Origin of the sequence: Acidocella sp. (genome assembly GCF_028687955.1) — a bacterium.
Classification (GTDB): Bacteria; Pseudomonadota; Alphaproteobacteria; order Acetobacterales; family Acetobacteraceae; genus Acidocella.
The window spans coordinates 1-21,463 of sequence record NZ_JAQTZC010000012.1 but is presented as its reverse complement, the minus strand read 5'-3'; the positions used below and the strand labels follow the sequence as shown (position 1 = coordinate 21,463).

Genomic DNA, 21,463 nt, shown 5'->3' with positions numbered 1-21,463 from the left:
CTCAGTTGGCGCAGGGGCTGCATCGGCGGAAAATATTGAGCTGCTTTTAATATAATCCGCCGAGGGATTTATCGATGGCCGAGGGCACGGGCGCGGCGGGCGCACCCGGCGCGGCTGGCGTTGCGGGTGTTCCCGGCGCTCCGGGTGTGGCGGGGGTAAGGTTATCGGTGCCGCCGAGCAGGCTATTGTTCGCCTGGGCGCCGGGGGTCTGCCCGGGTTTGAAGGCTTCGCTCACCATGGTGCCGTCAGGCTCGGGCACTTGTTGCAGGGTCATGCCGGCGGGGGCGGGGAAGTCCATATCCGGTTGGTTGGCGAGGGCCACCTTCATGTATTCGTTCCAGATAGGCCCGCAGACATTGCCGCCGGTCTGGTTGTTGCCCAGGCTGGCTGGGGTGTCGTAGCCAACCCAGCAGCCGGTGAGCACGCCGGGGGTAAAGCCGATGAACCATGCGTCGTTGAAATTATTCGTGGTGCCGGTTTTGCCGGCCACCGGCTGGCTTATCCCCTCCACGGCGGGGACGCCGGTGCCGCGCAGCACCACGCCTTTCATCATGGTGAGCATCTGAAACACTGAATCAGGATCAGCCAGCTGCGCGCCGGAATAGTCGACGATGGGCGGCTGCGAGGGGTCGCCGTTCATGCAGTTGTCGCAGCTTTGGTTTTGCGCCTGGTAGAGCACCTTGCCGTCCGGGCCGGTGACACTGTCAATCAGCGAAGGCTGCACCTGCCGGCCGTATTCATCGAGCGTGGCGTAGGCGGCTGCCATTTTCCACAGGGTGGTGTCGATCGCGCCGATCGCGGAGGGGTAATAGGGGGGCATCTGGTCGATGATGCCGAAGCTCTGGAAGGTTTGCGCGATGTTATCCAGGCCGATTTGGCGGGCCAGATGCAGGGTGGCGAGGTTGAGCGATTGCTCCAGCGCATGGAAAATGGGCACCGGACCCTGGAAACTGTCTTCGTAGTTGCCGGGGCGGTAGGTGGTGCCGTTGGACATTTGCTGCACGAAGGGGGCATCCAGCACCGGGGCATCGGGCTGCAAGCCCTGCTCCATGGCGGTGAGGTAGACCAGCGGCTTCACCGAGGAGCCGGGCTGGCGCTGCGCCTGGATTACCCGGTTGAAGGGGCTGATGTCGTGGCTCCAACCGCCGACCATGGCGAGCACGCGCCCGGTGCGCGGGTCCATGGAGATCAACGCGCCCTGGACATTGGGGATTTGTTCCAGCGCCAGAGTCTTGCCGCCGGAGACCATGATGATGTCCCCAGGGTGCAGAATGCTAGCGACATTGCTGGTATGTGTCCAGCGCATGTTTTGCAGGGGCAATGTGCCGGTTCTGGCCGTGTTGCTGAGCGGATCGGCAAAGCCGACGCGGGCCGCGCCGCCATCCGCCGCCAGCACGATGCCAAGCCGCCAGTTGTGGCGCATGCCCGGCGGTATTGCCTGTTTGGCCAGATCCGTCCGCCAGTTAGTCGCCAGGGCGGGGTCATCCACATGGGCCACAAGCCCGTGCCATCCGCCGTAAATGCGGTCGTAATGCTCCAGCCCGTTGCGCACCGCCGTGGTGGCGGCGGTCTGCAGGGTCTGGTCCATGCTGGTATGCACGATCAACCCGCCCTGGTTCACCGCATCGGCGCCAAAGCGCTGCGTGAGGTCGGCTTTCACGGCGTCCGCGAAGTAGCCGTCGCCGCCGCTGGCGGCCGGAGCGGCGCCGCCGGCATGGGGCAGCAGCGGCTCGGCGGTGGCGGCGTCAGCTTGGGCCTGGGTGATGGCGCCATCCGCCAGCATGCGTCCGATGATGAAATTGCGCCGGGTCAGCGCGTCCTGCGGGTGGAAGAAGGGGTCGTAATTGGTCGGCGCCTTGGGCAAGGCCGCCAGTGAGGCCGCCTGCGCGATGTCGAGCTGGCTCAGGGGCTTGTTGAAATAGGTTTGCGCCGCGGCGGCGATGCCAAAGGTGTTGTGGCCGAGGTCAACCTCGTTGAGGTAGAGCGTGATGACCTGCTGCTTGGTCATCACCTGGCTCACGCGCATCGCCAGCAGCACTTCCTTGATTTTGGTGGCAAAGGTGATGTGGTTGTCGAGGAGCATGTTCTTCACCACCTGCTCGGTGATGGTGGAGGCCCCCTGCGGGCGGCGCCCGCTGCCCATGCGGGCGATGTCAGTGAGCGCCGCGCGCATGATCGCAAGCGGGTTGACCCCCGGTTCCACCCAGAACATCCGGTCCTCGGCGGAAATGAACGCCTGCGCCACCAACGGCGGGATCTGGTCGTAAGGCACATAAATGCAATGCTGCCCGCCGATTTCCGAGATGAGATGGAAATCATCCGAATAGACGCGGCTTTCCAGCGGCGGGGTGTAGGTTTTCAGGGCCTCGACGCTGGGCAGCCCGGCGCTGAACACGAGAAAGGCGCCTACCCCGGCGATCACGGCGGCAACGGCGCCCAAAAATACCAGGCGGTACAGGCTGGTGACGAAGAAGCGGATGACCCGGCGGAAAAGACCTGGTTTTTGCGGGCCTTTGCCTGCGCCGCGCGGGGGGGCGGGCTTGCGCGGCGGCTTGCGCGGCGGCTCTCGGCGGGCTGGGCTTAAGCGTTCACCGGCGCTGAAGGAATCTCTTGAGTCGGGCATAGGCGGCTCCTTAGCACTCCAGTTTCGCGCCTGCGAGGATGCTTTGAATAAAATTGCCGCAACAATTTACCTGCCATTGCGCGGGCAAGCCGTTAACCGGCCACCCGCCGGCCGGCGAAATGCACAAAATACGTGTCGATGGCGTCTGTGATCCGCCGGACCAGAAGCGCGCGCTGCAAGGGGTTGCGCAAACGGGTCTCGTCCAGCGGATTGGTGAGGCAGCCCATTTCCAGCAGGGTGCTCGGGGTGGAGGGGTCGCGCAGCACCGCAAAATTGGCGCTGCGCTGCGGGTCCGGCAACAGCGGGATCACGCCGCGGAACGAGGTGGCCAGATCCCGCGAGAAGGTTGCCGAGCCGAGCTTGGTCGCGCGCGACTCCAGGCTGGCCAGGATTCCCGCTACCTGTGGAGAAACCCCGGCCATGGGCGTTCCCGCCGCGTCGGCGCTGTTTTCGTCATGGGCGATGCTGGCCGCCAGCTTGTCTGAGGCGGTGTTGGAAAGCGTGAAGATCGAGGCGCCGCGCAGGCTGGGGTTGGCCAAGTGGTCGCAATGCAGGGACAGGAACAGATCGGCCTTGGCCGCCACCGCGTCCGCGACACGCTGCTCCAGCGGGATGAACACGTCGCGCATGCGGGTCATCCTCACGCGATACCGCCGGGTGGCGAGCAGGTTTTTATGCAGGGCCAGTCCGGTGGCCAGGGTGATGGTCTTCTCGAACACGCCGTCAGGGGCGATGGCCCCAGGGTCGTGCCCGCCATGGCCGGGGTCGAGCATCACCAATGGCAGGACATGCGGCGCGCGGATTGCAGCGCGCGCGGGCATGCCGCCGGCCAGCGCCCCGGCGGTGAGGCCAAAAGCGAGTTGGGCAAGGCGGCGTCGGCTCAGGCAGTTCACGCACATGATACAGGTTGCTGACCACAAGGTTTGCGCGCGCACTTAGCGTGAAATCTCCGGTTTTGTCCACGACAGATTGAAAACATGAAGTTTTTCGTCAGTTTCTGCCATCTGGATTCTTCTTCGCCGGGCATCTTGCGGTAGGGGGGCGGGTTCAGCTATAGGGTCTCGCGACGGAGTGTAGCTCAGCCTGGTTAGAGTACTGTGTTCGGAACGCAGGGGCCGGAGGTTCGAATCCTCTCACTCCGACCATTTTGAATGGTCCCGTAAAATTCAATTACATCGCGGTCGCTGCCGGTGTCCCACAGGGCTCTTTTTTTGCCGGGCGGGTTTGTGCGCCGGGGCGTTGTGCCGGTGCCAGATCCCATGCAACTATTCATCCGCCTCCATTCCGCTGAATGGAAAACATCCGATGGGGAAAGCATGCCGGCGAGCGTACAAAAAGATTTCCGGCGAGCCCGTAATGTCGTTATGGCGGCATATCTGGGATGGACGCTCGATGCGTTCGACTTTTTCATTCTGATTTTCACATTTGACGATGTGGCCAAGACCTTTGGCGTATCGGTCACGTCCATCACCCTGGCGATCACGCTGACCCTCGCGACCCGCGCGGTGGGCGCCTTCATCTTCGGCCGTCTTGCCGATAAATATGGACGCAAGCCGGTGCTGATGCTGGTCATCTTCCTCTACTCCCTGTTTGAGGCGGCCAGCGGCTTTGCCTGGTCCTTTGCCTCCTTCCTCGCAATTCGCACTTTGTTTGGCGTGGCGATGGGCGGGGAGTGGGGCGTTGGCAGCTCGTTGGCGATGGAGACGATCCCCCAGCGCTGGCGCGGCTGGGTTTCGGGTCTGTTGCAGGCGGGGTATCCCTCCGGCTATTTCCTCGCCACGCTGCTGTTTGGTTTTGCGTATCATTCCCTTGGCTGGCGCGGGATGTTTTTCGCCGGCGCCGTGCCGGCATTGCTGATTTTCTTCATCAACAGCCAGATTGAGGAAAGTCCCGCCTTCAACAAGATCAAGACCGGGCCGAAAATCTCCATCTGGGATGTGCTGCGCAAGAACACCAAGCTCGCGGTTTACGGCGTGGTGATGATGACGGCGTTCAATTTCTTCTCGCACGGCACGCAGGATATTTATCCCAAGCTGTTCCTGGCCAAGCAGATGCATTTCAACCATGCCACGCTCACTGATATTGTGCTGCTCTATAACCTGGGCGCGATTCTGGGCGGTATTGCATTCGGCTGGCTCAGCCAGCAGATCGGCCGGCGCTACGCGATCATCGGCGCCTGCGTGCTTTCGCTGCTGGTGCTGTATTTCTGGGCGGAGGGCACATCGGCGTTGGAAGTCGGCATCGCCGCGTTCCTCATGCAGTTTGCCGTGCAAGGAGCTTGGGGGGTGGTGCCGGTGCATCTCAACGAGCTGTCCCCGGCGGAAATCCGCGGCACTTTTCCCGGCTTTATCTATCAGCTGGGCAATTTCATCGCCTCGGTGAATGCGCCGCTCCAGGTTGGCATCGCGATGCGGAACGGCGGCGACTACGGCTACGCGCTGATGCTTGTGGCGGGCAGCGTCGCGGTGGTGCTCATCTTGATGATGCTCTTCGGCCCGGAGGCGCGCAATGTCTCCATGGCCGTGCCGTCTGAGACTTGATGCGCAGCCGGTTCGCGGTGGCGGGCCGGCGCGTTTCCAGCGGGCGGGTTGATGCCCGCAACCTTATGTTCGGCATGCATGACAGCGGTGCAAGCTGCCCTGGGGACGCTGCTAAATTTCACCCCGCGCGGCGCGGGGCATTTCTCGGCGCTGCCGCAGGTTCAGGAGAATGCTTGCTCAGCCTGGGCGTATTGGTTCCGGCCGTGGCCCGGTTGCCGACCGTTTGGCCGATCAGCTGCAACGGACAGGGACAAATGACAACCAGGGGTATTTTTTGATATGGATCAAGGCCGCGTTCCTTGTTAAGGTTTGGTCATGGCAATCTTAAATGAGCTTTCGGAGTTTCGCCGCCCGATAGCAATTAATCTCGCGAATCGGCCTACGCCTTCGAACTGCGAGGATTGCGGGGCGCGCCACAATGGGTTGTGTGAGGCGTTGACCGAAGACGAGCTCGCGTTTTTGGCTCGTTCGGCGCAGCGCATCACCCTGGCTCCTGGCACGGTGTTCGTCGAAGAGGGCGAGAAGGCGGCCTATTTCTACAATATAAACCAGGGCAACGTGCGGTTGTTTAAATCCTTGCCAGATGGGCGCCGCCAGATCACCGGTTTTTCCGGGCCGGGGCATTTTCTGGGGCTTGCCGCGGGTGAGGACAACGCATTCTCCGCCGAGGCGATGGATAGCGTGAAGCTCTGCCGTTTCAGCCGCGCCAGTCTGATGGCGGTGTTCGAGGAGTTGCCGGTGCTCGAGCGCAAGCTCCTCGGCGTGGTCATGCATGAGCTGGTGCTGGCGCAGCAGCAGATGCTGTTGCTCGGGCGCAAGACCGCGATTGAACGGATCGCCAGCTTTCTGCTCTCCTGGGCGGTGCGGCTGGAAATGTGCCCCGCCGGCGGGTTGCCTGCGGCCAATTCCGTGCTGAAATTACCCCTTTCTCGGACTGACCTTGCGGATTACCTGGGGCTGACGATCGAGACCGTGTCGCGCTCGCTCAGCCAGCTTAAGCGCGATGGAATGATCGACATTCCCAACATCCACGAAATTATTCTGCTCCGTCCGCGCACGCTCTCGGAAATCGCCGAAGCCGCAGTTTGATCTGCGTCATGGCGCCTCGCCGGCCGGCCTGGGATGATCCGTTCATATATTGGAGGATATCATGAAGGTTGCCGAGCTGATGAATAAAAATGTGGTGTCTGTGCGGCCTTCTACGGCCGTGGCCGATGCCGCGCGGATCATGCTTGCGAATCGGCTCACCGGCCTGCCCGTGCTTGATGACGCAGGCAAGCTGGTTGGCATTGTCAGCGAGGGGGATCTTTTGCGCCGCGCCGAGATCGGCACCGATGGCAAGCAGGCCGGCTGGCTGAAGACGTTACTGCTGCCCTCCACCGTCGCGGCTGATTATGTCGCCACGCATGCCCGCCATGTCAGCGGAGTGATGACGCATAATCCGGTGTTCGTGACCTCGGATGCGGAGTTATCCGAAGCCGCGGATCTGATGCTGCGCAAACATATCAAGCGCCTGCCGGTGCTCGATAACGGCAAGCTGGTAGGCATGATCAGCCGTACCGACCTGCTGCGCATCCTGGCCCGCAAGCTGATCGAGACACCGGAGAACACCAGTGACGAGGCGATCAGCAATTACATCCGCGCCGAGCTGGAGCATGCCCGCTGGGCGCCTAAATCGGGCATTCGCGTCAAGGTGGATGCCAAGAAGGTGACGCTGGAAGGCACTATTTTCAGCGATGAGGAGCGCCAGGCGGTGGTGGTGATCGCAGAGAACGCGCCGGGGGTGAAAGAGGTCGAGGACAAGCTGCTGTTCGTCGATCCGGCTTCGGGCATGGCGTTTCCCGCGCCATAAAGTTTTTTACCGGCGGATGGGGTTGCAAGAAATTCGTCGCTCGTTGCTTGTGAGCGCCGGACATAGTTGCTACAGCCTCCCGCACGGTCGGAGCGTAGCGCAGCCTGGTAGCGCATCAGTCTGGGGGACTGGGGGTCGTGGGTTCGAATCCCGCCGCTCCGACCAATTCAGCTTCATTCATTTCAGCGCGGGCGGGTTTGCATGAGCGAGGCATTACGCGTGCGTGGATTGAGAAAATCCTTCGCCCGGCCGGTCATCGCCGGGCTCGACCTCAGCATCGCACCGGGTGAATTTTACGCTTTGCTGGGGCCCAACGGGGCGGGCAAAACCACGACGTTGCGGATCATCGCCGGGCTGATGCGCCCTGATGCGGGCAGTGTTTGCGTGTTCGGGCGCGATGTGCTGGCAGACCCGCTGGGGGCCAAGGCGATCATGGCCTGGCTGCCCGATGAGCCGCTGCTCTACGACCGGCTGAGCCCGATGGAATATCTCGAATTCGTCACCGGGCTGTGGCGGGTGGACCCCGCGGTGGCCAAAAGCCGCGCCGAGGCGCTGCTGGAGACGCTGGGGCTGTGGGCGCACCGGTTTGAGCGTTGCGAGGGGTTCTCGCGCGGGATGAAGCAGAAAACCGTGCTGGCGGCGGCGCTGATCCACGAGCCGCGGTTTTTATTGCTGGATGAGCCGTTCACCGGGCTGGACGCCGCCTCCGCCCGGCTGGTGAAGGAGATACTCCAGGCGCGTGTGCGGGCTGGCGCGGCGGTTATACTCACCACGCATATCCTCGATGTCGCCGAGCGGCTGGCGGCGCGGATCGGGATTATCGCGGGCGGGCGGTTGCTGGCGGAAGGCGATCTGGCGGCGCTGCAACGCCAGGCCGGGGTGGCGCACGGCTCGCTGGAGGATGTGTTTTTGCAGCTGACGGCGCCCTGATGTTCCGCCCGGCCGGATTCGCCTGGCTGCTCCTCCGTGAGGGGCGTGTACTCTGGCGCGGCTCCATTCTGGTGCGCACGCATAAATATGTGCTGGCGCCGGTGCTCGTTGTTGGCCTCATGTTCCAGAGCGTAGCGCTGGTCCTGGCGGCGCAGATCGTGCGCCATCCGCTGCCGCCGGGGCAGATGGTGCTGGTGGCGAATCTTAATCTGTTTTTCTTCTTCTGGCTGATGCTTTCGCGCGCCATGACATCGGCGATCGACGTGCTATACGGGCGCGGGGATGTGGATTTTCTGCTGGCCTCGCCAATTCCGCCGGGGCGGGTGCTGGCGGTGCGCATGCTGGGCGTGGCGGGCAGCGTGGCCGCGCCCTGGGTGCTGCTGGGCGGCGTGCTGGCGAATGCGCTGGCGGTTTATGGCCAGACCTGGGCGCTGGCAATTTACCCGATGTTGCTGGCCGAGGCGCTGGTGGTGGCGGCGCTGGCCTTTGCGCTGGTGGTGCTGCTGGTTGGATGGACAGGGCCAAAACGGGCCCGCCGGGCCGGGCATATGCTGGCCCTGGTGGCCGGTGTTTTCATATTCGCGCTCGGGCAGGCGCCGCGCTTTATGTCCCCCGCTGCCTTGGGGCGTTTCTGGCAGGCGCTGTTGCCGGCCGGGGATGGGCAGGGGCTCCGCTACGTTTTCGCCAATGGGCTGCGCGGGCAACCCTGGGCGCTGGCTCTGAGCATTGGTTTCAGCGGCGCGGTATTCTGGCTGGTCTGGGCCGCGCTGGACGGACGTTTCGCCTCAGGCGCCATAACCGCCGCCGCCTATCGCCCCGGCGGCAGCGCGGTGCGCCAGGGCGGGGCGTTCCGCGCCAGCCCGTTTGCCGCCGTGCTGATGAAAAACCTGCGCCTGCTCACGCGATTTCCCGGTGTGGTGACGCAGACGGTGTATCGCTCGCTGACGTTGGTGCCGGTGGTGATGATCCTGGCCGGCGGGCTGCGGGTGGGCGGCGGGGTAGAGGTGGTGGCGCCGCTGCTGGTGTTTCTCGCGGGCCAGCTGGCGCTGTTCTTCATCTCGGTGATGGTGGGGTCTGATGAATCACCGGAATTGGCGGCCAGTGCGCCGGTGGCGCCTGTCTTGCTGCGGCGCGGTGCGGTGGCGGCGGCGGGTTGTGCCACGCTGGTGCTGATGGCGCTGCCGGTCATCGGCGTGCTGGCGCGCGATGCCGCCTTGCTGGCGGATCTGCTGCCAAGCATGGCGGGGGTGCTGGTGAGTAATCTGGCGCTTGGCCTGCGCCTGCCGATCCCGCTGATGCGGGCTGATTTTGGCAAGGCGCAGACCGGCACGGTACTGGGGCTGATCCTGGGCGTGGGCGTGAGCAGTGTGTGGTCGCTCGCGGTGTGGCTGTTGGTGGCGCCGCACGCGCTTGGCTGGCTGTCGCCGGGGCAGGGTTAGGCGACCGGCACGTTATCCAGCAGGCGGACATGGCCGAGCTTGGCGGCGGCGATCAGCCGGGCCGGTGGGGCCAGGGCGGCCAGCGGTTCCAGCGAATGCGCATGCACCAGCGCCACATAATCGGGCACCATCCCGGCCGCCGCCATGCCGTGCCGAGCATTATGGAGTGTCGCCGCCACGTCCTTGCCGGCCACGATTTGCGTTGCCGCCTTGGTCAGCGCCGCGTAGAGCGCGGGAGCCGCGGCGCGTTCGGGCGGCAGCAGGAAACGGTTGCGCGAGGAGAGGGCGAGGCCGTCGGCATCGCGGGCGATCGGCACCGGGACGATCTTCACGGGCAACAGCAGGTCTTCCACCATGCGTGAGACCACCTGCACCTGCTGCCAGTCCTTCTCGCCGAAATAGGCGGCGGCCGGGCGGATCTGGCCAAACAGCTTGGCGACCACCGTGGCGACGCCGGCGAAATGCGCCGGGCGGGCCACCCCCTCCCAGCGCGTGGCCGGGCCTGCAACGTGGATGGTGGTGGCGGCGTGCGCCGGGTACATGGTGGGGACATCTGGCAGCCAGACCAGATCGCAGCCGGAGGCTTCCAACTGGGCGAGATCGCCCGCCTCATCACGCGGGTAGCGGTTATAGTCCTCGTTCGGGCCGAACTGCGCCGGGTTGACGAAGATGCTGGCCACAACCGGCCGCCCGCCGGTCTTGGCCGCCTCCAGCAACGATAAATGTCCGCGGTGCAACGCGCCCATGGTTGGCACGAAGGCGGTTTCTCCCAGGGTTTTGGTGGCCGCTTGCAGCTCTGTCAGGGTCCGGGCGATTTTCATGCCCGGCGGTTTTGACGATTTTGCGCCGCGCGTCCAGTGCCGCGCATGACTGTTTGGGGAACGCCCTTTGCAGTGGGGTCCGCAGCGGCTATCTCGGGAGCATGAGCGCAGATACAAAAGCATGGGTGCGGGCGGAGCAGAAACGCGGAAAGACGGCCGCGCGCCTGCCGGTTCTATTGGGGGCGGGGCAAGTGGCGCTTGGCATCGGCCAGGCCTGGTGCGCCGCCTATTTGCTGGCAGCCGTGCTGCATCTGGCGCCGCGCGGGGTGCTGGTTGCGCTTTATGCCACGGGGTTCATCGTTTTTGCCGCCTTGCGCGCGGCCGCCGGCATGCAGGCGGAGCGGCTGGGTTTCGAGCGTGGGGCGGCAGCGCGGCGGCGGCTGCGCAACACAGTGCTGTCCACAATTCTGGCGCTGGGCCCTGTGGGCTTGCGCGGCAAGCATTCAGGCGATCTCGCCGCCACGGCGGTTGACCGAGTGGAGGCGATGGAGGGCCTGCACGCGCGCTGGATACCGGCGACCGCGCTGGCGGTGATCGGCCCGGCGCTGGTAGGGCTGGTGGTGCTTTGGGTGGATTGGCGCGCGGGCGCGGTTCTGCTCACCGCCGGGCTGCTGGTGCCCTTTGCCATGGCGGTGGCCGGCATTGGCGCGGGTGTGGCCGCCAAACGGCAGTTCATTGCCCTCACGCGGTTGCAAACCCGCTTTCTGGACCGGATTCGCGGCATTTCCACCATTGTTCTGGCCGGCCGCGCGGCCGATGAGGCAAACGCCCTGGCGGCGGCGGCGCGCGAGTTGCGCCAGCGCACCATGCGCGTGCTGCGCGTGGCGTTTCTCTCTTCCACGGCGCTGGACCTGGCGGCGGCGGCGGCGCTGGTTATCATTGTATTGCGTTTCGCCGGGCCGCTGCGCCACGACCCTGCCTTGGCGCCCACGGCCCTGTTCGTTCTGCTGCTGGTGCCGGAATTCTTCGCGCCGCTGCGGGCGTTCTCCGCTGTGTATGCAGACCGCATGGCCGCCGAGGCTGTGGCCGACGCGTTTTGCGCGCTGCCGGCCCCGCCGGCCCCGGTGCCCGCTGCGGAGATCCGCAGCGTCGCCGCGAACGGGTTGACCCTGGCGTTCGAGGATGTCTCCTTCACCTGGGATCGCGCGCGCGGTCCGGTGCTGGAACATCTCTCCTTCCGCGCCGCCAGCGGGGAGATATTGCTGCTCACCGGCGCCTCGGGCGCTGGGAAATCGACCGTCATGGATCTGATCCTCGGCTTCATCGCGCCGGATTCCGGCCGGGTGACCATCAACAGCGTCGACCTGCCGGAGCTGGTCCCCGCCGCGCGCACCAAAATGCTGGCCTGGATCGGCCAGAAGCCGATGATTTTCGCGGGCACCATCGAGGAGAACATCCGCTTCGCCCGGCCCGAGGCGGCGGGCGAGGACATCGCCGAGGCGATCCGCAATGCGCAGCTCTCCGAGCTGATAGATGCGCTGCCTGAGGGCATAAAAACGCCGCTGGGCGAGGGCGGGTTCGGCCTTTCGGGCGGGCAGGCGCAGCGCATTGCCATTGCCCGCGCGTTTCTGAAGGATGCGCCCCTGCTGCTGCTTGATGAGCCGACCGCGCATCTCGACCCCGCGGTGGAGCGCGAGGTGCTGGAGAGCATCAAGCGGCTGGCTACCGGGCGCACCGTGATCATGGCCACGCATTCGGCCATTGCGGTGGAGTTCGCGCGTAATTCCGGGGCCAAGCGGCTGGATCTGGACTCGCTGCGCCATGCGCGCAAGCTCGAGGAGCTGGCATGAGCCCGGTGTCGCGGATCTTTCTGCTGTGGCGGCGCCAGAAGGGGTGGATGCTCCTCGGCGCGGCGTTGTTCGTGGCGGCGCTCGCGGCGGGGCTGGCACTCATGGGGGCATCAGGCCGTTATATCGCGCTCTCCCTGCTGGGCGGCGGGGTGCTGGTGCCGGCGGTGCTGCAATATATTGGCGCGGCGCGGGTCGTGTTGCGTTATCTGGAGCGTGTCTTCACGCATGAGGCGACGTTCCGCGCCCTGGCGGGCTTGCGCATCTGGTTGTTCACCGGCCTCGCGCGCAGCGCCGCCGGGGGGTTGGGCTACCGGCGCGCGGGCGATGCGCTGGCCCGGCTGGTCAATGATGTCGACGCGCTGGACGGTTTGTTCCTGCGGATTTTCCTACCCCTGCTGGGCGCCGTGCTGCTTACCCCCGTGCTGGCGGTGCTGCTTTGGCGCGCGCAACCCTGGGCGCTGGTTGTGCTTCTGCCGTTTGGCTTTGTCGCGTTCTATCTGCCCGTGCTGGCGGCGCGTGCGGCGGGGCAAAACGGTGTTCGCGCGGGGCTGGCGATGTCTGGCCTGCGCAGCGCCGCGCTGGATGCGCTCTCGGGCCTGCGTGAGGTGAAGATCTATGCCGCCGAGGGGCGGATGCTCGCCGCCGTGCAGGCGCGCGAGGCCGCGTATCTGGCGGCGCAGCGCGAACTGGCGGGGCAGACCAGCGCACTCAACGCCCTGGCCTATTTCGTCGCGCAGGCGGGGCTGCTGCTGGCCATGCTCATCGGCTTGGCCGGGGCGCCGGTGTTTGCCGTCATTGTTGTTTTCGTGCTCATCACGGTGTTTGAGAGCGTGCTCGGCCTGCCGCGCGCTGGCTTGCTTTACGGACAGGCGCGCGCCGCCGCCGCCCGGGTGGTGCAAGCCGCGACCGCGCCGCCGCAGGTGCCCGAGCCGGCCAAACCCGTGCCGATGCCCGTCGGCAACGCGATCGCCTTCGAGCATGTCAGCTTCCGTTACGCCGATGACCTGCCCTTCGTGTTCGAGAATCTCTCGTTGCAACTGCCGGCCGGGTCGCGCACCGCCATCCTTGGCCCTTCGGGTGCGGGAAAATCCACCATCGCGGCGCTTTTGCTCAAGCTCGTGGCTCCGTTGCGCGGGCAGATACGTCTGGGCACGGCGGATCTTGCCGCGCTGCCGTCCGAGGCGGTGCGCCACCGCATCGCGTATCTCGGCCAGACCACGCATTTGTTCGCTGATACCATCCGCAACAATCTGTTGCTGGGCGACCCCGCGGCGAGTGAGGAAAAGCTATGGGCGGCGCTGGAGGCAGCGCAGCTGGCGCAAACCATCATGAGCCTGCCCGCGGGGTTGGATACCTGGCTGGGTGAGGGCGGGCAGAATCTCTCCGGCGGTCAGGGACGTCGGCTGGCGCTGGCGCGCACGCTGCTCTCCGAGGCGCCGATCCTCTTGCTGGACGAACCCTGCGCCGGGCTAGATGCCGATACCGAGACCGAGTTCATGAAGGTGCTCAACACCGCCACGCAGGGCCGCACCGTGGTGCTGATTGCTCATCGCCTCACTGGCGCGGAACAGCTTGATCGTATCTGGCGGCTGACCGGCGGTATATTGATGGCGGCGGCGGGTTGAGCGCGCGCTGCGGAAAAAAATCTTGAAGCGCAAAAAATTTTCCTATAATACTCATTGCCTGGGCGCCTCACCGAGGGTCCGGGCAATCGCCTAACCGGTTTGCCAGATGGGAGCCGGAAAACATTTTAACCTTGCTTGCTTCAGGAGGTTTCCTCATGACTTACGATTTTGCACCCTTATTCCGTACCGCGATCGGCTTTGACCGTCTGGCGCGGCTGGCCGACACCATCCCGCAGGACGCGGGGGCTTACCCACCTTACAATATTGAGAAAACCGGCGAGGAATCCTACCGCCTCAGCCTTGCGGTCGCAGGATTCTCGGCGGAGGATATCGAGTTGACGGTGAAGGATAACGCGCTGATCGTTTCCGGCCGGCTGGCTGAAACCGCGGCGAAGGGCGAGTTCCTGCATCGCGGCATCGCGGCGCGCGCGTTCACCCGCCGGTTTGTGCTGGCTGACCATATGGTTGTGGAAGGCGCAGATATCGCCAACGGACTTTTGCATGTGGCGATCCGGCGCGTGGTGCCGGAATCGGCGAAGCCGCGCCGCATCGCGGTTGTCGATTCGACCAAGGCGGGTGGCGCCGCGGTGGAATTGCCGCAGGCGGCTTGATAACGGCGGAGGGGGCTTGCGCCCCCTCTATTTTGGAACCGCAACCAGATCAGTGCCGATAAAACTCGGGATTGCGAGCAGGAGCTGGCCGTGGTGCATCACGGTCAGCGTCGGTCCTGGCACCAAACTCTTGAAATATGGTGCGTAGAACGCGCTGATTTTTGTGGCGTTGCCTGGCATCGCGATAAGCAGAACATTTTTCCCCAGCAATGAGAATGGTGGCGCGCTATCACCGAATTCATGTGGATCGGCGCCAAAAACCGTAACAATAGTGGAACGGCCGCGTAGGGCGTAGCCGATTTTTCCCGCGTCATACCAACGCAAGGCAGCCACCGCATTGATGCCGGGTGGAATTTCAGGGGCGATTGAATCCCAGTCCACCGCCTGCAGCAAGGGCGATTTTCCTGGCTTGGCGGGGATCGCGGAGTAGGGGATCACGGCGAAGCTTACCTCGGCGGCGATCAGCATGGCGGTGCTTGCCAGCAGCAAGGCTGAAAATAGGGCGATTCCATTGCGCCAGCGCGGGCGCCATCCGGCGGCCCAGTGGCCGAGCATTGGCAACAGCAGCAAATATCCGGGCGCCGCCCAATGGTAGAGGATGCGGGTGGAGGACCAGATGCTGACCACCGAGAACAGCACCACCGGTAAAATCGCCAGGCAGCTCAGCATCCAGCCGCGCCGCTCTGCTGGCCCGCGCCGCAGCGCGCGCAGCAGCAGCCCCATCATCGGCAGCCACAGCCAGGGCAGCACGAACAACGCCTCGCCGCCCCAGATGCTCAATGGCGCGAGCGGATGCAGCCGCAGTCCCAGCGCCCGCCCGCTCTGGTAGTCAAATGACTGCCAGCCGTGCCGCGCGTTCCAGTACAGCACGGGTGTGAACATCAGCACCGCCAGCATGCCCGCCCCCCACGGAGCCGCGTGGCGCAGTTGTGGGCGCGCTTTCGGGTCTGTCAGGAGCACGAACACCGCCCCCAGCAGAACCAGCGCGGCGCTGTATTTGCTCAACATCGCCAGCCCGGCGAAAAACCCCGCCGCCGCCCACCAGCGCGTCTGCGGCTCGGCCTCGCCATCGGCCACACCCAGCGCGCGGCTCAACGCATAGGCGGCGGCCAGCAGGGCGGCATCCAGCGGGCCATCGGGCAGCACCCAGCTGCCGAAGGCAAGCGAGAACACGGGTGAGATATTATAGGCCACCACCGCCCAGAACCCCGCCCGCGCGCCGTAAAGCCGTGTTGTGAGCAGGTAGAGCAGCCAGGAGGACACGGCCGACAGCATGATGAACGGCAGCCGCACCACAATCGGGCTGGCGCTGCCAAACAGCCACCGGCTGCCCAGTTCCAGCCACCAGGAGGCCAGGGGATGGTCAAAATACGAGATGGCAAACTGATGGCTGGCCGCCACCATGTAACTTTCATCAATTCCAAGCCCGGTATAGCGGGCGAAGATAAGGCGCAGTGTGGTGGCCAGCAGCACGACGATGATGGTGTTCTTCATGCCCGTTTGCATGGCGCGGCGGGGCGGGCTTGGCAAGCGGCGGGGCCGGGAACGGAAATTCCAGAGGCGTTGACGCACGGCAGGTTAGAGCGCGATCGTTTGAGGTTCGCTCAGCTGAGCGAGCCGAAAGCGTGAATCGCCCTCAGAAAAATAACCAGAGCCTGATCACACTTAAGCCAATCAGGCTCTAGTGATCTGGCCGGCCCGGAAGGTCGGCGCCAGCGTGTGCGGATCGAACAGCGGCGAGGCATCATAAATCTGCCAGCCACTGCCAATCATCATCACAATGGCCATCCCTTTCAGCCAACGCATCAGCCGCAGCGGCCAAGGGTGAGTCACCCGGCATTTTGGTTTTTTTCAACCAGGACACTTCGCCTTTTTATGCAGTTATAGCAGAAGTTTTTCGGCAGGAGTCAGGCGTTTTTATAACCCCGGCGCAGCATGCGTTGCAGCGGTCGGTCCACGTTGAACGCCAGCCAGATCGCTACGGCGTAGATCAACAGCAGCAACACGCCCTCCACCAGAATATTCGTGCGCAGATGCGCTGGCAGCAGTTTATCGGCCGCCAACAGCAGCGGCGAATGCGAAATATACAGCGGATACGAGATGGCGCCGGCCCAGGCCGCCCATTTGCCCAGATGGAAGACGCCGCAACGCTCCAGCATGGCGAGGCCGAACATCACCCCGGCATAGCCCAGCGATAACACCGCGAGATTAATCGGCCCCGGATACACATACCCCCATTGCGTGACCCGGAGCTTCATGAACATCAGCGCGCCGCCGGTGAGCAGCCCTGCCAGCGCCAACACGATGCTGGGGCGTGACTTTATCAGCAGCCAACCGCCAAGCAGCCCGGCGAAGAAATAGAGTTCAAAAACCGATATAAAGTGATTGTTGAGCCCGACCGCGCGCAGGAACATGATGTTGTAGCGGTGGATGTGGAAAAAACGGAACACGTGGATCGGCACCAGCAGCCAGAGCACGCTGAGCACCCAACCGGCGAGGATAACCCGGCCCACATGGGGGATCAGGCAAAGGCCGAACATGATGTAGAACGCGACCTCGAAACGCAGCGTCCACGCCGGGGGGATCAGGTCGTTCACCACGCGCGGTGTCAGCGCGAACAGCGCCCAGTTGGTGCCAGCCGGGGCCAGGCCGTGGTAATAGTAGAACATCACCGGCAGCAGCATCAGCCAGTAGAGCGGGTAGATCCGGCAGATCCGCCGCCACCAGAATTTGAGCGGCCCGCGCCAGCGGCCGAAATCGCCATGATGCGCGGTGATCATCACGAAGCCGCTGAGCACGAAGAAATATTGCACGCCGAGCGGGCCGGGGGCGGCATCCAGGCTGACCAGATGCGAGACCATGACCAGGCTGGCGGCAATCAACCGGCCAAGCTCCAGTGAGCCCAGCCGGTGCGCCGGTGCGCTCGATACGGATTTTTTCAAATTCCGAGCAGGCCTTCCGCGCAGGCGTCCAGAATCGCCGCCGCGTCGATCTCATATTCGCGGTAGAGATCGGTGATGTCGCCCGACTGGCCAAAACGGTCCGGTCCCAGCGCCATGATCCGGTTGCCGCGCACGCCGCCGAGCCAGGCATGGGCCGCCGGATGGCCATCCAGCACGCTCACCAGCGCGGCGCCGGGCGCGAGCGGGGCCAGCAGATCTTCGATGTGCGAACTGGCATGGACCCCCTGGCGGCGCTGGCGCTGGGCCGCGCGCCATCCGGCATACAGCCGGTCAGGGCTGGTGATGGCGAGCAACCCGGCTTCAGGCACATCCTCGCGCAACATGGCGAAGGCTTTTTCCGCCTCGCCCGCCACCGCGCCCTGGGTGGCGATAGCGATGCCGGCACCGGGCGCGGGCGGCACCACCCAATGCCCGCCTGCGATCACATGCGCGGCATTCAGCTTGCGCTCGGGCTGCGTGAGCACCTGGGTGGAGAGCCGCAGCCACACGGCCGAGCCTTCGGGCTTTTGCATATGCTCGAAGGCGTGGCGCAGCAAAATCGCCAGTTCGTCGCAATAGGCGGGCTCGAAGCTCGCCAGCCGGTCCTGCACGATGGCCAGCAGCGGCGTGTTGGTGGCCTGGTGCTGCCCGCCCTCGGGCGCCAGGGTTATGCCGCTGGGGGTGGAGATGAGCAGAAACCGCGCATCCTGATAGCAGGCATAGAACAGCGCATCATGGCCGCGGTTCACGAACGGATCATACACCGTGCCGACGGGGAGCAGCCGCGTGCCGTTGAGATCGTGCGACAACCCGGCCGCGCCGAGCAGCAGGAAGAGGTTCTGCTCGGCGATGCCAAGCTCGATATGCTGCCCCTGTGGATTGGTGCCCCAGCGTTGCGCGCTGGCCAGCTTGCCGTCGCGGAACACATCCTCGCGGGTGTGCCGGTCAAACACGCCGCGCCGGTTGATCCAGGGGCCGAGGTTGGTGGAAACCGCGACATCCGGACTCATGGTGACGATGCGGCGCGACATTTCGGCCGTCTCGCCCTGCGCGCGGCCGATCTCGGAGAGGATTTCGCCAAACCCGGCCTGTGTGCTCATGCGCCGGCCAATGATGCGCGGCTGCGGCAGCACGGGGGGAACCGGCACGGTGGCGGCGGGCAGGCGGCGGCCATTTGGGGTCAGCGGCGTGGCATAGGGCGCGCTGTTGATGAAATTCTCCACCGCCCGCGGCTCGGCCAGCCCCTCGAAACGGTCCCATTCATGCCCGGGGCGGATGTGCATGGCGGCGCGGAAGGAGTCCATCTGCTCCACCGTCATCATGCCGGCGTGGTTGTCCTTATGCCCGGCAAAGGGCAGGCCCATGCCCTTGATGGTATAGGCGAGGAACACCGTCGGCTGGCTGGACTGCGCAGCGGCGCGGAACGCCTGGGTCAGGCTGCCCAGGTCGTGCCCGGCGAGGTTGGTCATCAGCGCGCCGAGTTCGGCGTCGCTCAACGGATCGATAATGGCGCGCACGCCGCGGTTTTTGGCCAGATCCGCGAGGATCGCCTGCCGCCAGGCCGCGCCGCCCTGGAAGGTCAGCGCCGAATAGGTCGAGTTCTGGCAGGCATCCACCCAGTTGCGCAGCGCGCCCCCGCTCGGCCGCGCGAACGCCGCCTCCAGCCGCTTGCCATATTTCAGCATCACCACGCGCCAGCCCATGTCGCGGAACAACCCCTCGAACCGGCCGAACAGCCGGTCGGGCATCACCGAATCGAGGCTCTGGCGGTTGTAGTCCACCACCCACCACACATCGCGGACATCGTGCTTCCAGCCCTCCAGCAGGGCCTCGTAGATATTGCCCTCGTCCAGCTCCGCATCGCCCGCGATGGCGATTTGCCGCCCGCGCGGGGTGGCGGGGTCCACCATGGCATGCGCGCGCACATAATCCTGCATCAGCGAGGTGAAGCTGGTCATCGCCACGCCAAGGCCGACCGAGCCGGTGGAAAAATCGATCTCCGGGCCGTCCTTGGTGCGCGATGGATACGCCTGCGCGCCGCCAAACTGGCGCAGCCCCGCCATCTGTTCCACGCTCTGGCGGCCAAAAAGGTAGTTGATGGCATGCAGCACCGGCCCGGCATGCGGCTTCACGGCCACGCGGTCCTGCGGGCGCAGGCTGTCAAAATACAGCGCCGCCATAATGGAGGTGACGGAGGCGCAGGACGCCTGATGCCCGCCGACCTTCAGGCCGTCGCGATTCGGCCGCAAATGGTTGGCGTTATGGATCATCCACGAGGACAGCCAGAGCAGCTTCCGCTCAATGGCCGCCAATGTTTCCAACCCCGCGAGTTCCGGTTTCACCGGCCGAATTTCATTCATGGGCTGAGTCTAGAGCAAAGCCGCCGCCATGGGAATCATGTATCTCCCATGGCGCCGGATATGCTTTGCCGGGCGGTTAGTGGCTCAGCGCGTTCAGGATCACTTCAACGATAATGCCGGTCGCGATAGCCACCAGCACGAACTGGCCATTATCCTGGACCCATTCATAACCATGGGGCGGCGGGGTCAGATGGTAGTAGCGCCAATCGTAAACCGCTACGCCGCGCCTGTCGAAAAGCTCGCCCCGGCGCCAAAACTGCTGAAATAAAGCCGTTTCATGAGACTTTAATCCTTGTGCTGTATATGATCTTTAGCAGTCCGGGCTTGTCGCGGTGATGGCTGCGATTGCATCAGAGCGGTTGATGATGGCGGCCACATGCCGTCGGCAGTTTTGTGTAAAAAAATATTTACGGCTCGATCCAGCTTTCCTTCCGCAATGCAGCCATCAGCGGCCCCAGCCTTGCGGGCAGATCCTCGGCGAGCATGCCGGGTCCGGCCTCGCTGGCCGCCGCGCCATGCAGCCACACCGCGGCGCAGGCTGCCTCGAAAGCGGGCATCTCCTGGGCCAGCACGGCGGCGATGAGTCCCGCCAGCACATCGCCGGTGCCGCCGCTGGCCAGATACGATGGCGCGTTGGCGTTGATCGCGGCGCGGCCGTCCGGCGCGGCGATGATCGTATCCGCCCCTTTCAGCACCGTCACCGCCCCCGTATGCCGCGCGGCCGCGCGCGCGGCGCTCAGCCGGTCCTGCCGCAGCGGCCCAAACACGCGGTTGAACTCGCCCTCATGCGGGGTGATGACCGCTGCCCCGCGTAATTTTTCAGGCGCGCCGGCACAGGCGGTCAGCGCATCCGCATCAGCCACAACCGTGCGCCCGGCGGCCAGCAGCTGCGCCAGTTTCTCGCCGGCTTGTTTCCCGAGTCCCGGCCCACAGACCCACACCCTGCGCCGTGTGTCGCGCAGCAACGCCTCCAGCGGTTCGGCGCGCACAATCAACCCGGCCTCGGGCGGAATAAACGGCGCATCGGCCGCCAACGTAACCATGCCCGCCCCCGCGCGCCGCGCCCCCGCGCAGGCCAGCCGCGCCGCACCCGGCATGGTGCCGCACAGCACGGTTACATCCCCGGCGGCGTATTTGTGCGCGGTTGGCGCGCGGGCGGGCAAACACCACAGCGCTGGGCTGTTCAACCAGGTTTGCGGCTTTATCTCTTCCAGCACCGTTGCGGGCAGGCCAATGTCGCGCAGCGCCAGCTCCCCGCACAACCCGCGGCCGGGGTAGAGATAATGTCCCGGCTTGGCGCGGAAAAACGTGACCGTGAGTTCGGCCTGCGGCGCATAGCCGCGCACCGCGCCGGTGGCGCCGTCCAGGCCGGAGGGAACATCCACCGCCACCAGGCGTCTGGCCGCGCGCAGCAGCGCCGCCACCTCCGGGGCGATATCGCGCGCCAGCCCAGCGCCGAAAATCGCGTCGATCACCAGCGCCGCGCGCTCGACCTCGGCCACGCTCGCCTCGTTCCAGGCGCGCACCCGCACCGCCCAGCCTGCCTGGCGTAGATATGCAGCCGCCACATGGCCATCACCGCCGTTATTGCCGGGGCCGGCCAGCACCAGCGTGGGGCAGGGGGCATATCGCAGCCGCACCGCGCGCGCCACCGCCCGTCCGGCGGCATCCATCAGCGCCCGCGCGTTGCCAGCTAGGGCGTCGGCGCGCCCCATCTCCGCCGGTGTCAGCAGCTCGTCCATAAATATCCTTGGCCTTTCGCAAAAAACTGCGGTTAAGTCTCTTTCATCAAGGAGGCTTATGTATATGGGTAAAGTGATTGCGGTTGCACAGCAGAAAGGCGGTGCTGGCAAGACCATGCTGGCCACCCAGCTGGCAGTGGCCCTGGCAGAAGGCGCGCGCGTGGCGGCGCTGGACATTGACCCGCAGG

16 protein-coding genes, 2 tRNA genes and 1 pseudogene are annotated in these 21,463 nt (G+C 65.0%); 11 read left to right on the top strand and 8 right to left on the bottom strand.

Annotation, left to right across the window (positions count from 1 at the left end; translation table 11 throughout):
- Nucleotides 1–46: 46 nt before the first annotated feature.
- Both PHE40_RS02880 and PHE40_RS02875 read right to left on the bottom strand, forming a co-directional pair.
- Entirely contained in the window at nt 47–2,623 is a 2,577-nt protein-coding gene (locus PHE40_RS02880; protein ID WP_299957749.1) for a penicillin-binding protein 1A, read from the bottom strand.
- A gap of 92 nt (nt 2,624–2,715) precedes the next feature.
- Nucleotides 2,716–3,522, bottom strand: a complete 807-nt coding sequence (locus PHE40_RS02875; protein ID WP_299957746.1) for an N-acetylmuramoyl-L-alanine amidase — start codon at nt 3,520–3,522, stop codon at nt 2,716–2,718.
- Between the two features lie 168 nt (nt 3,523–3,690).
- Between PHE40_RS02875 and PHE40_RS02870 the strand changes: the two genes are divergently transcribed.
- The 7 genes from PHE40_RS02870 (at nt 3,691) to PHE40_RS02840 (ending at nt 9,384) form a co-directional block, all read left to right on the top strand.
- Nucleotides 3,691–3,768: transfer RNA gene (locus PHE40_RS02870), tRNA-Pro, on the top strand.
- A 219-nt stretch (nt 3,769–3,987) separates the two neighbouring features.
- Nucleotides 3,988–5,163 carry an MFS transporter gene (locus PHE40_RS02865; protein ID WP_299957744.1) on the top strand — a complete coding sequence of 392 codons (1,176 nt, stop codon included), beginning with the start codon at nt 3,988–3,990 and terminating at the stop codon, nt 5,161–5,163.
- Between the two features lie 435 nt (nt 5,164–5,598).
- A complete protein-coding gene (locus tag PHE40_RS02860; protein ID WP_299957741.1) occupies nt 5,599–6,252 on the top strand; it encodes a helix-turn-helix domain-containing protein in 654 nt (217 codons plus the stop codon).
- 61 nt (nt 6,253–6,313) lie between these two features.
- Nucleotides 6,314–7,015 (top strand): CBS domain-containing protein, encoded by a 702-nt coding sequence (locus PHE40_RS02855; RefSeq protein WP_299957739.1) that lies wholly within the window; start codon nt 6,314–6,316, stop codon nt 7,013–7,015.
- A gap of 88 nt (nt 7,016–7,103) precedes the next feature.
- Nucleotides 7,104–7,180 (top strand) — tRNA-Pro (locus PHE40_RS02850).
- A 36-nt stretch (nt 7,181–7,216) separates the two neighbouring features.
- Nucleotides 7,217–7,945 carry an ABC transporter ATP-binding protein gene (locus PHE40_RS02845; RefSeq protein ID WP_299957737.1) on the top strand — a complete coding sequence of 243 codons (729 nt, stop codon included), beginning with the start codon at nt 7,217–7,219 and terminating at the stop codon, nt 7,943–7,945.
- Entirely contained in the window at nt 7,945–9,384 is a 1,440-nt protein-coding gene (locus PHE40_RS02840; RefSeq protein ID WP_299957734.1) for a hypothetical protein, read from the top strand. The genes PHE40_RS02845 and PHE40_RS02840 overlap by 1 nt, the downstream gene beginning before the upstream one ends.
- Here the strand turns inward: PHE40_RS02840 and panC are convergent.
- Nucleotides 9,381–10,205, bottom strand: coding sequence for a pantoate--beta-alanine ligase (gene panC, locus PHE40_RS02835; protein WP_299957731.1), 825 nt, complete (start codon nt 10,203–10,205; stop codon nt 9,381–9,383). The genes PHE40_RS02840 and panC overlap by 4 nt on opposite strands.
- A 101-nt stretch (nt 10,206–10,306) precedes the next feature.
- Here panC and cydD point away from each other — a divergent pair, with 101 nt between their 5' ends.
- The 3 genes from cydD (at nt 10,307) to PHE40_RS02820 (ending at nt 14,231) form a co-directional block, all read left to right on the top strand.
- The gene (gene cydD, locus PHE40_RS02830; RefSeq protein ID WP_299957728.1) at nt 10,307–11,995 is read left to right on the top strand and encodes a thiol reductant ABC exporter subunit CydD; all 1,689 of its coding nucleotides are present in this window, start codon (nt 10,307–10,309) and stop codon (nt 11,993–11,995) included.
- A complete protein-coding gene (gene cydC, locus PHE40_RS02825) occupies nt 11,992–13,620 on the top strand; it encodes a thiol reductant ABC exporter subunit CydC (RefSeq protein ID WP_299957725.1) in 1,629 nt (542 codons plus the stop codon). Before cydD ends, cydC begins: the two co-directional genes overlap by 4 nt.
- Nucleotides 13,621–13,775: 155 nt before the next feature.
- Nucleotides 13,776–14,231 (top strand): Hsp20 family protein, encoded by a 456-nt coding sequence (locus tag PHE40_RS02820; RefSeq protein WP_299957722.1) that lies wholly within the window; start codon nt 13,776–13,778, stop codon nt 14,229–14,231.
- Between the two features lie 27 nt (nt 14,232–14,258).
- On the opposite strand, the gene PHE40_RS02815 is transcribed toward PHE40_RS02820, so the two are convergent.
- The 5 genes and pseudogenes from PHE40_RS02815 to PHE40_RS02800 form a co-directional block, all read right to left on the bottom strand.
- Nucleotides 14,259–15,725, bottom strand: coding sequence for a glycosyltransferase family 39 protein (locus PHE40_RS02815; protein WP_299957719.1), 1,467 nt, complete (start codon nt 15,723–15,725; stop codon nt 14,259–14,261).
- 413 nt (nt 15,726–16,138) lie between these two features.
- Complete coding sequence (locus PHE40_RS02810; protein ID WP_299957716.1) at nt 16,139–17,173, bottom strand: acyltransferase; 1,035 nt, start codon at nt 17,171–17,173, stop codon at nt 16,139–16,141.
- Nucleotides 17,170–19,533: a transketolase gene (locus PHE40_RS02805; RefSeq protein WP_299957713.1), complete on the bottom strand. Its 2,364-nt coding sequence runs from the start codon at nt 19,531–19,533 to the stop codon at nt 17,170–17,172. Before PHE40_RS02805 ends, PHE40_RS02810 begins: the two co-directional genes overlap by 4 nt.
- A gap of 76 nt (nt 19,534–19,609) precedes the next feature.
- Nucleotides 19,610–19,753, bottom strand: a pseudogene (locus tag PHE40_RS10955) (RcnB family protein); the annotation flags it as partial.
- A 187-nt stretch (nt 19,754–19,940) separates the two neighbouring features.
- Entirely contained in the window at nt 19,941–21,275 is a 1,335-nt protein-coding gene (locus PHE40_RS02800; protein ID WP_299957710.1) for an NAD(P)H-hydrate dehydratase, read from the bottom strand.
- 64 nt (nt 21,276–21,339) lie between these two features.
- Here PHE40_RS02800 and PHE40_RS02795 point away from each other — a divergent pair.
- A partial coding sequence (locus tag PHE40_RS02795; protein ID WP_299957788.1) for a ParA family protein occupies nt 21,340–21,463 on the top strand: 124 nt, incomplete at its 3' end.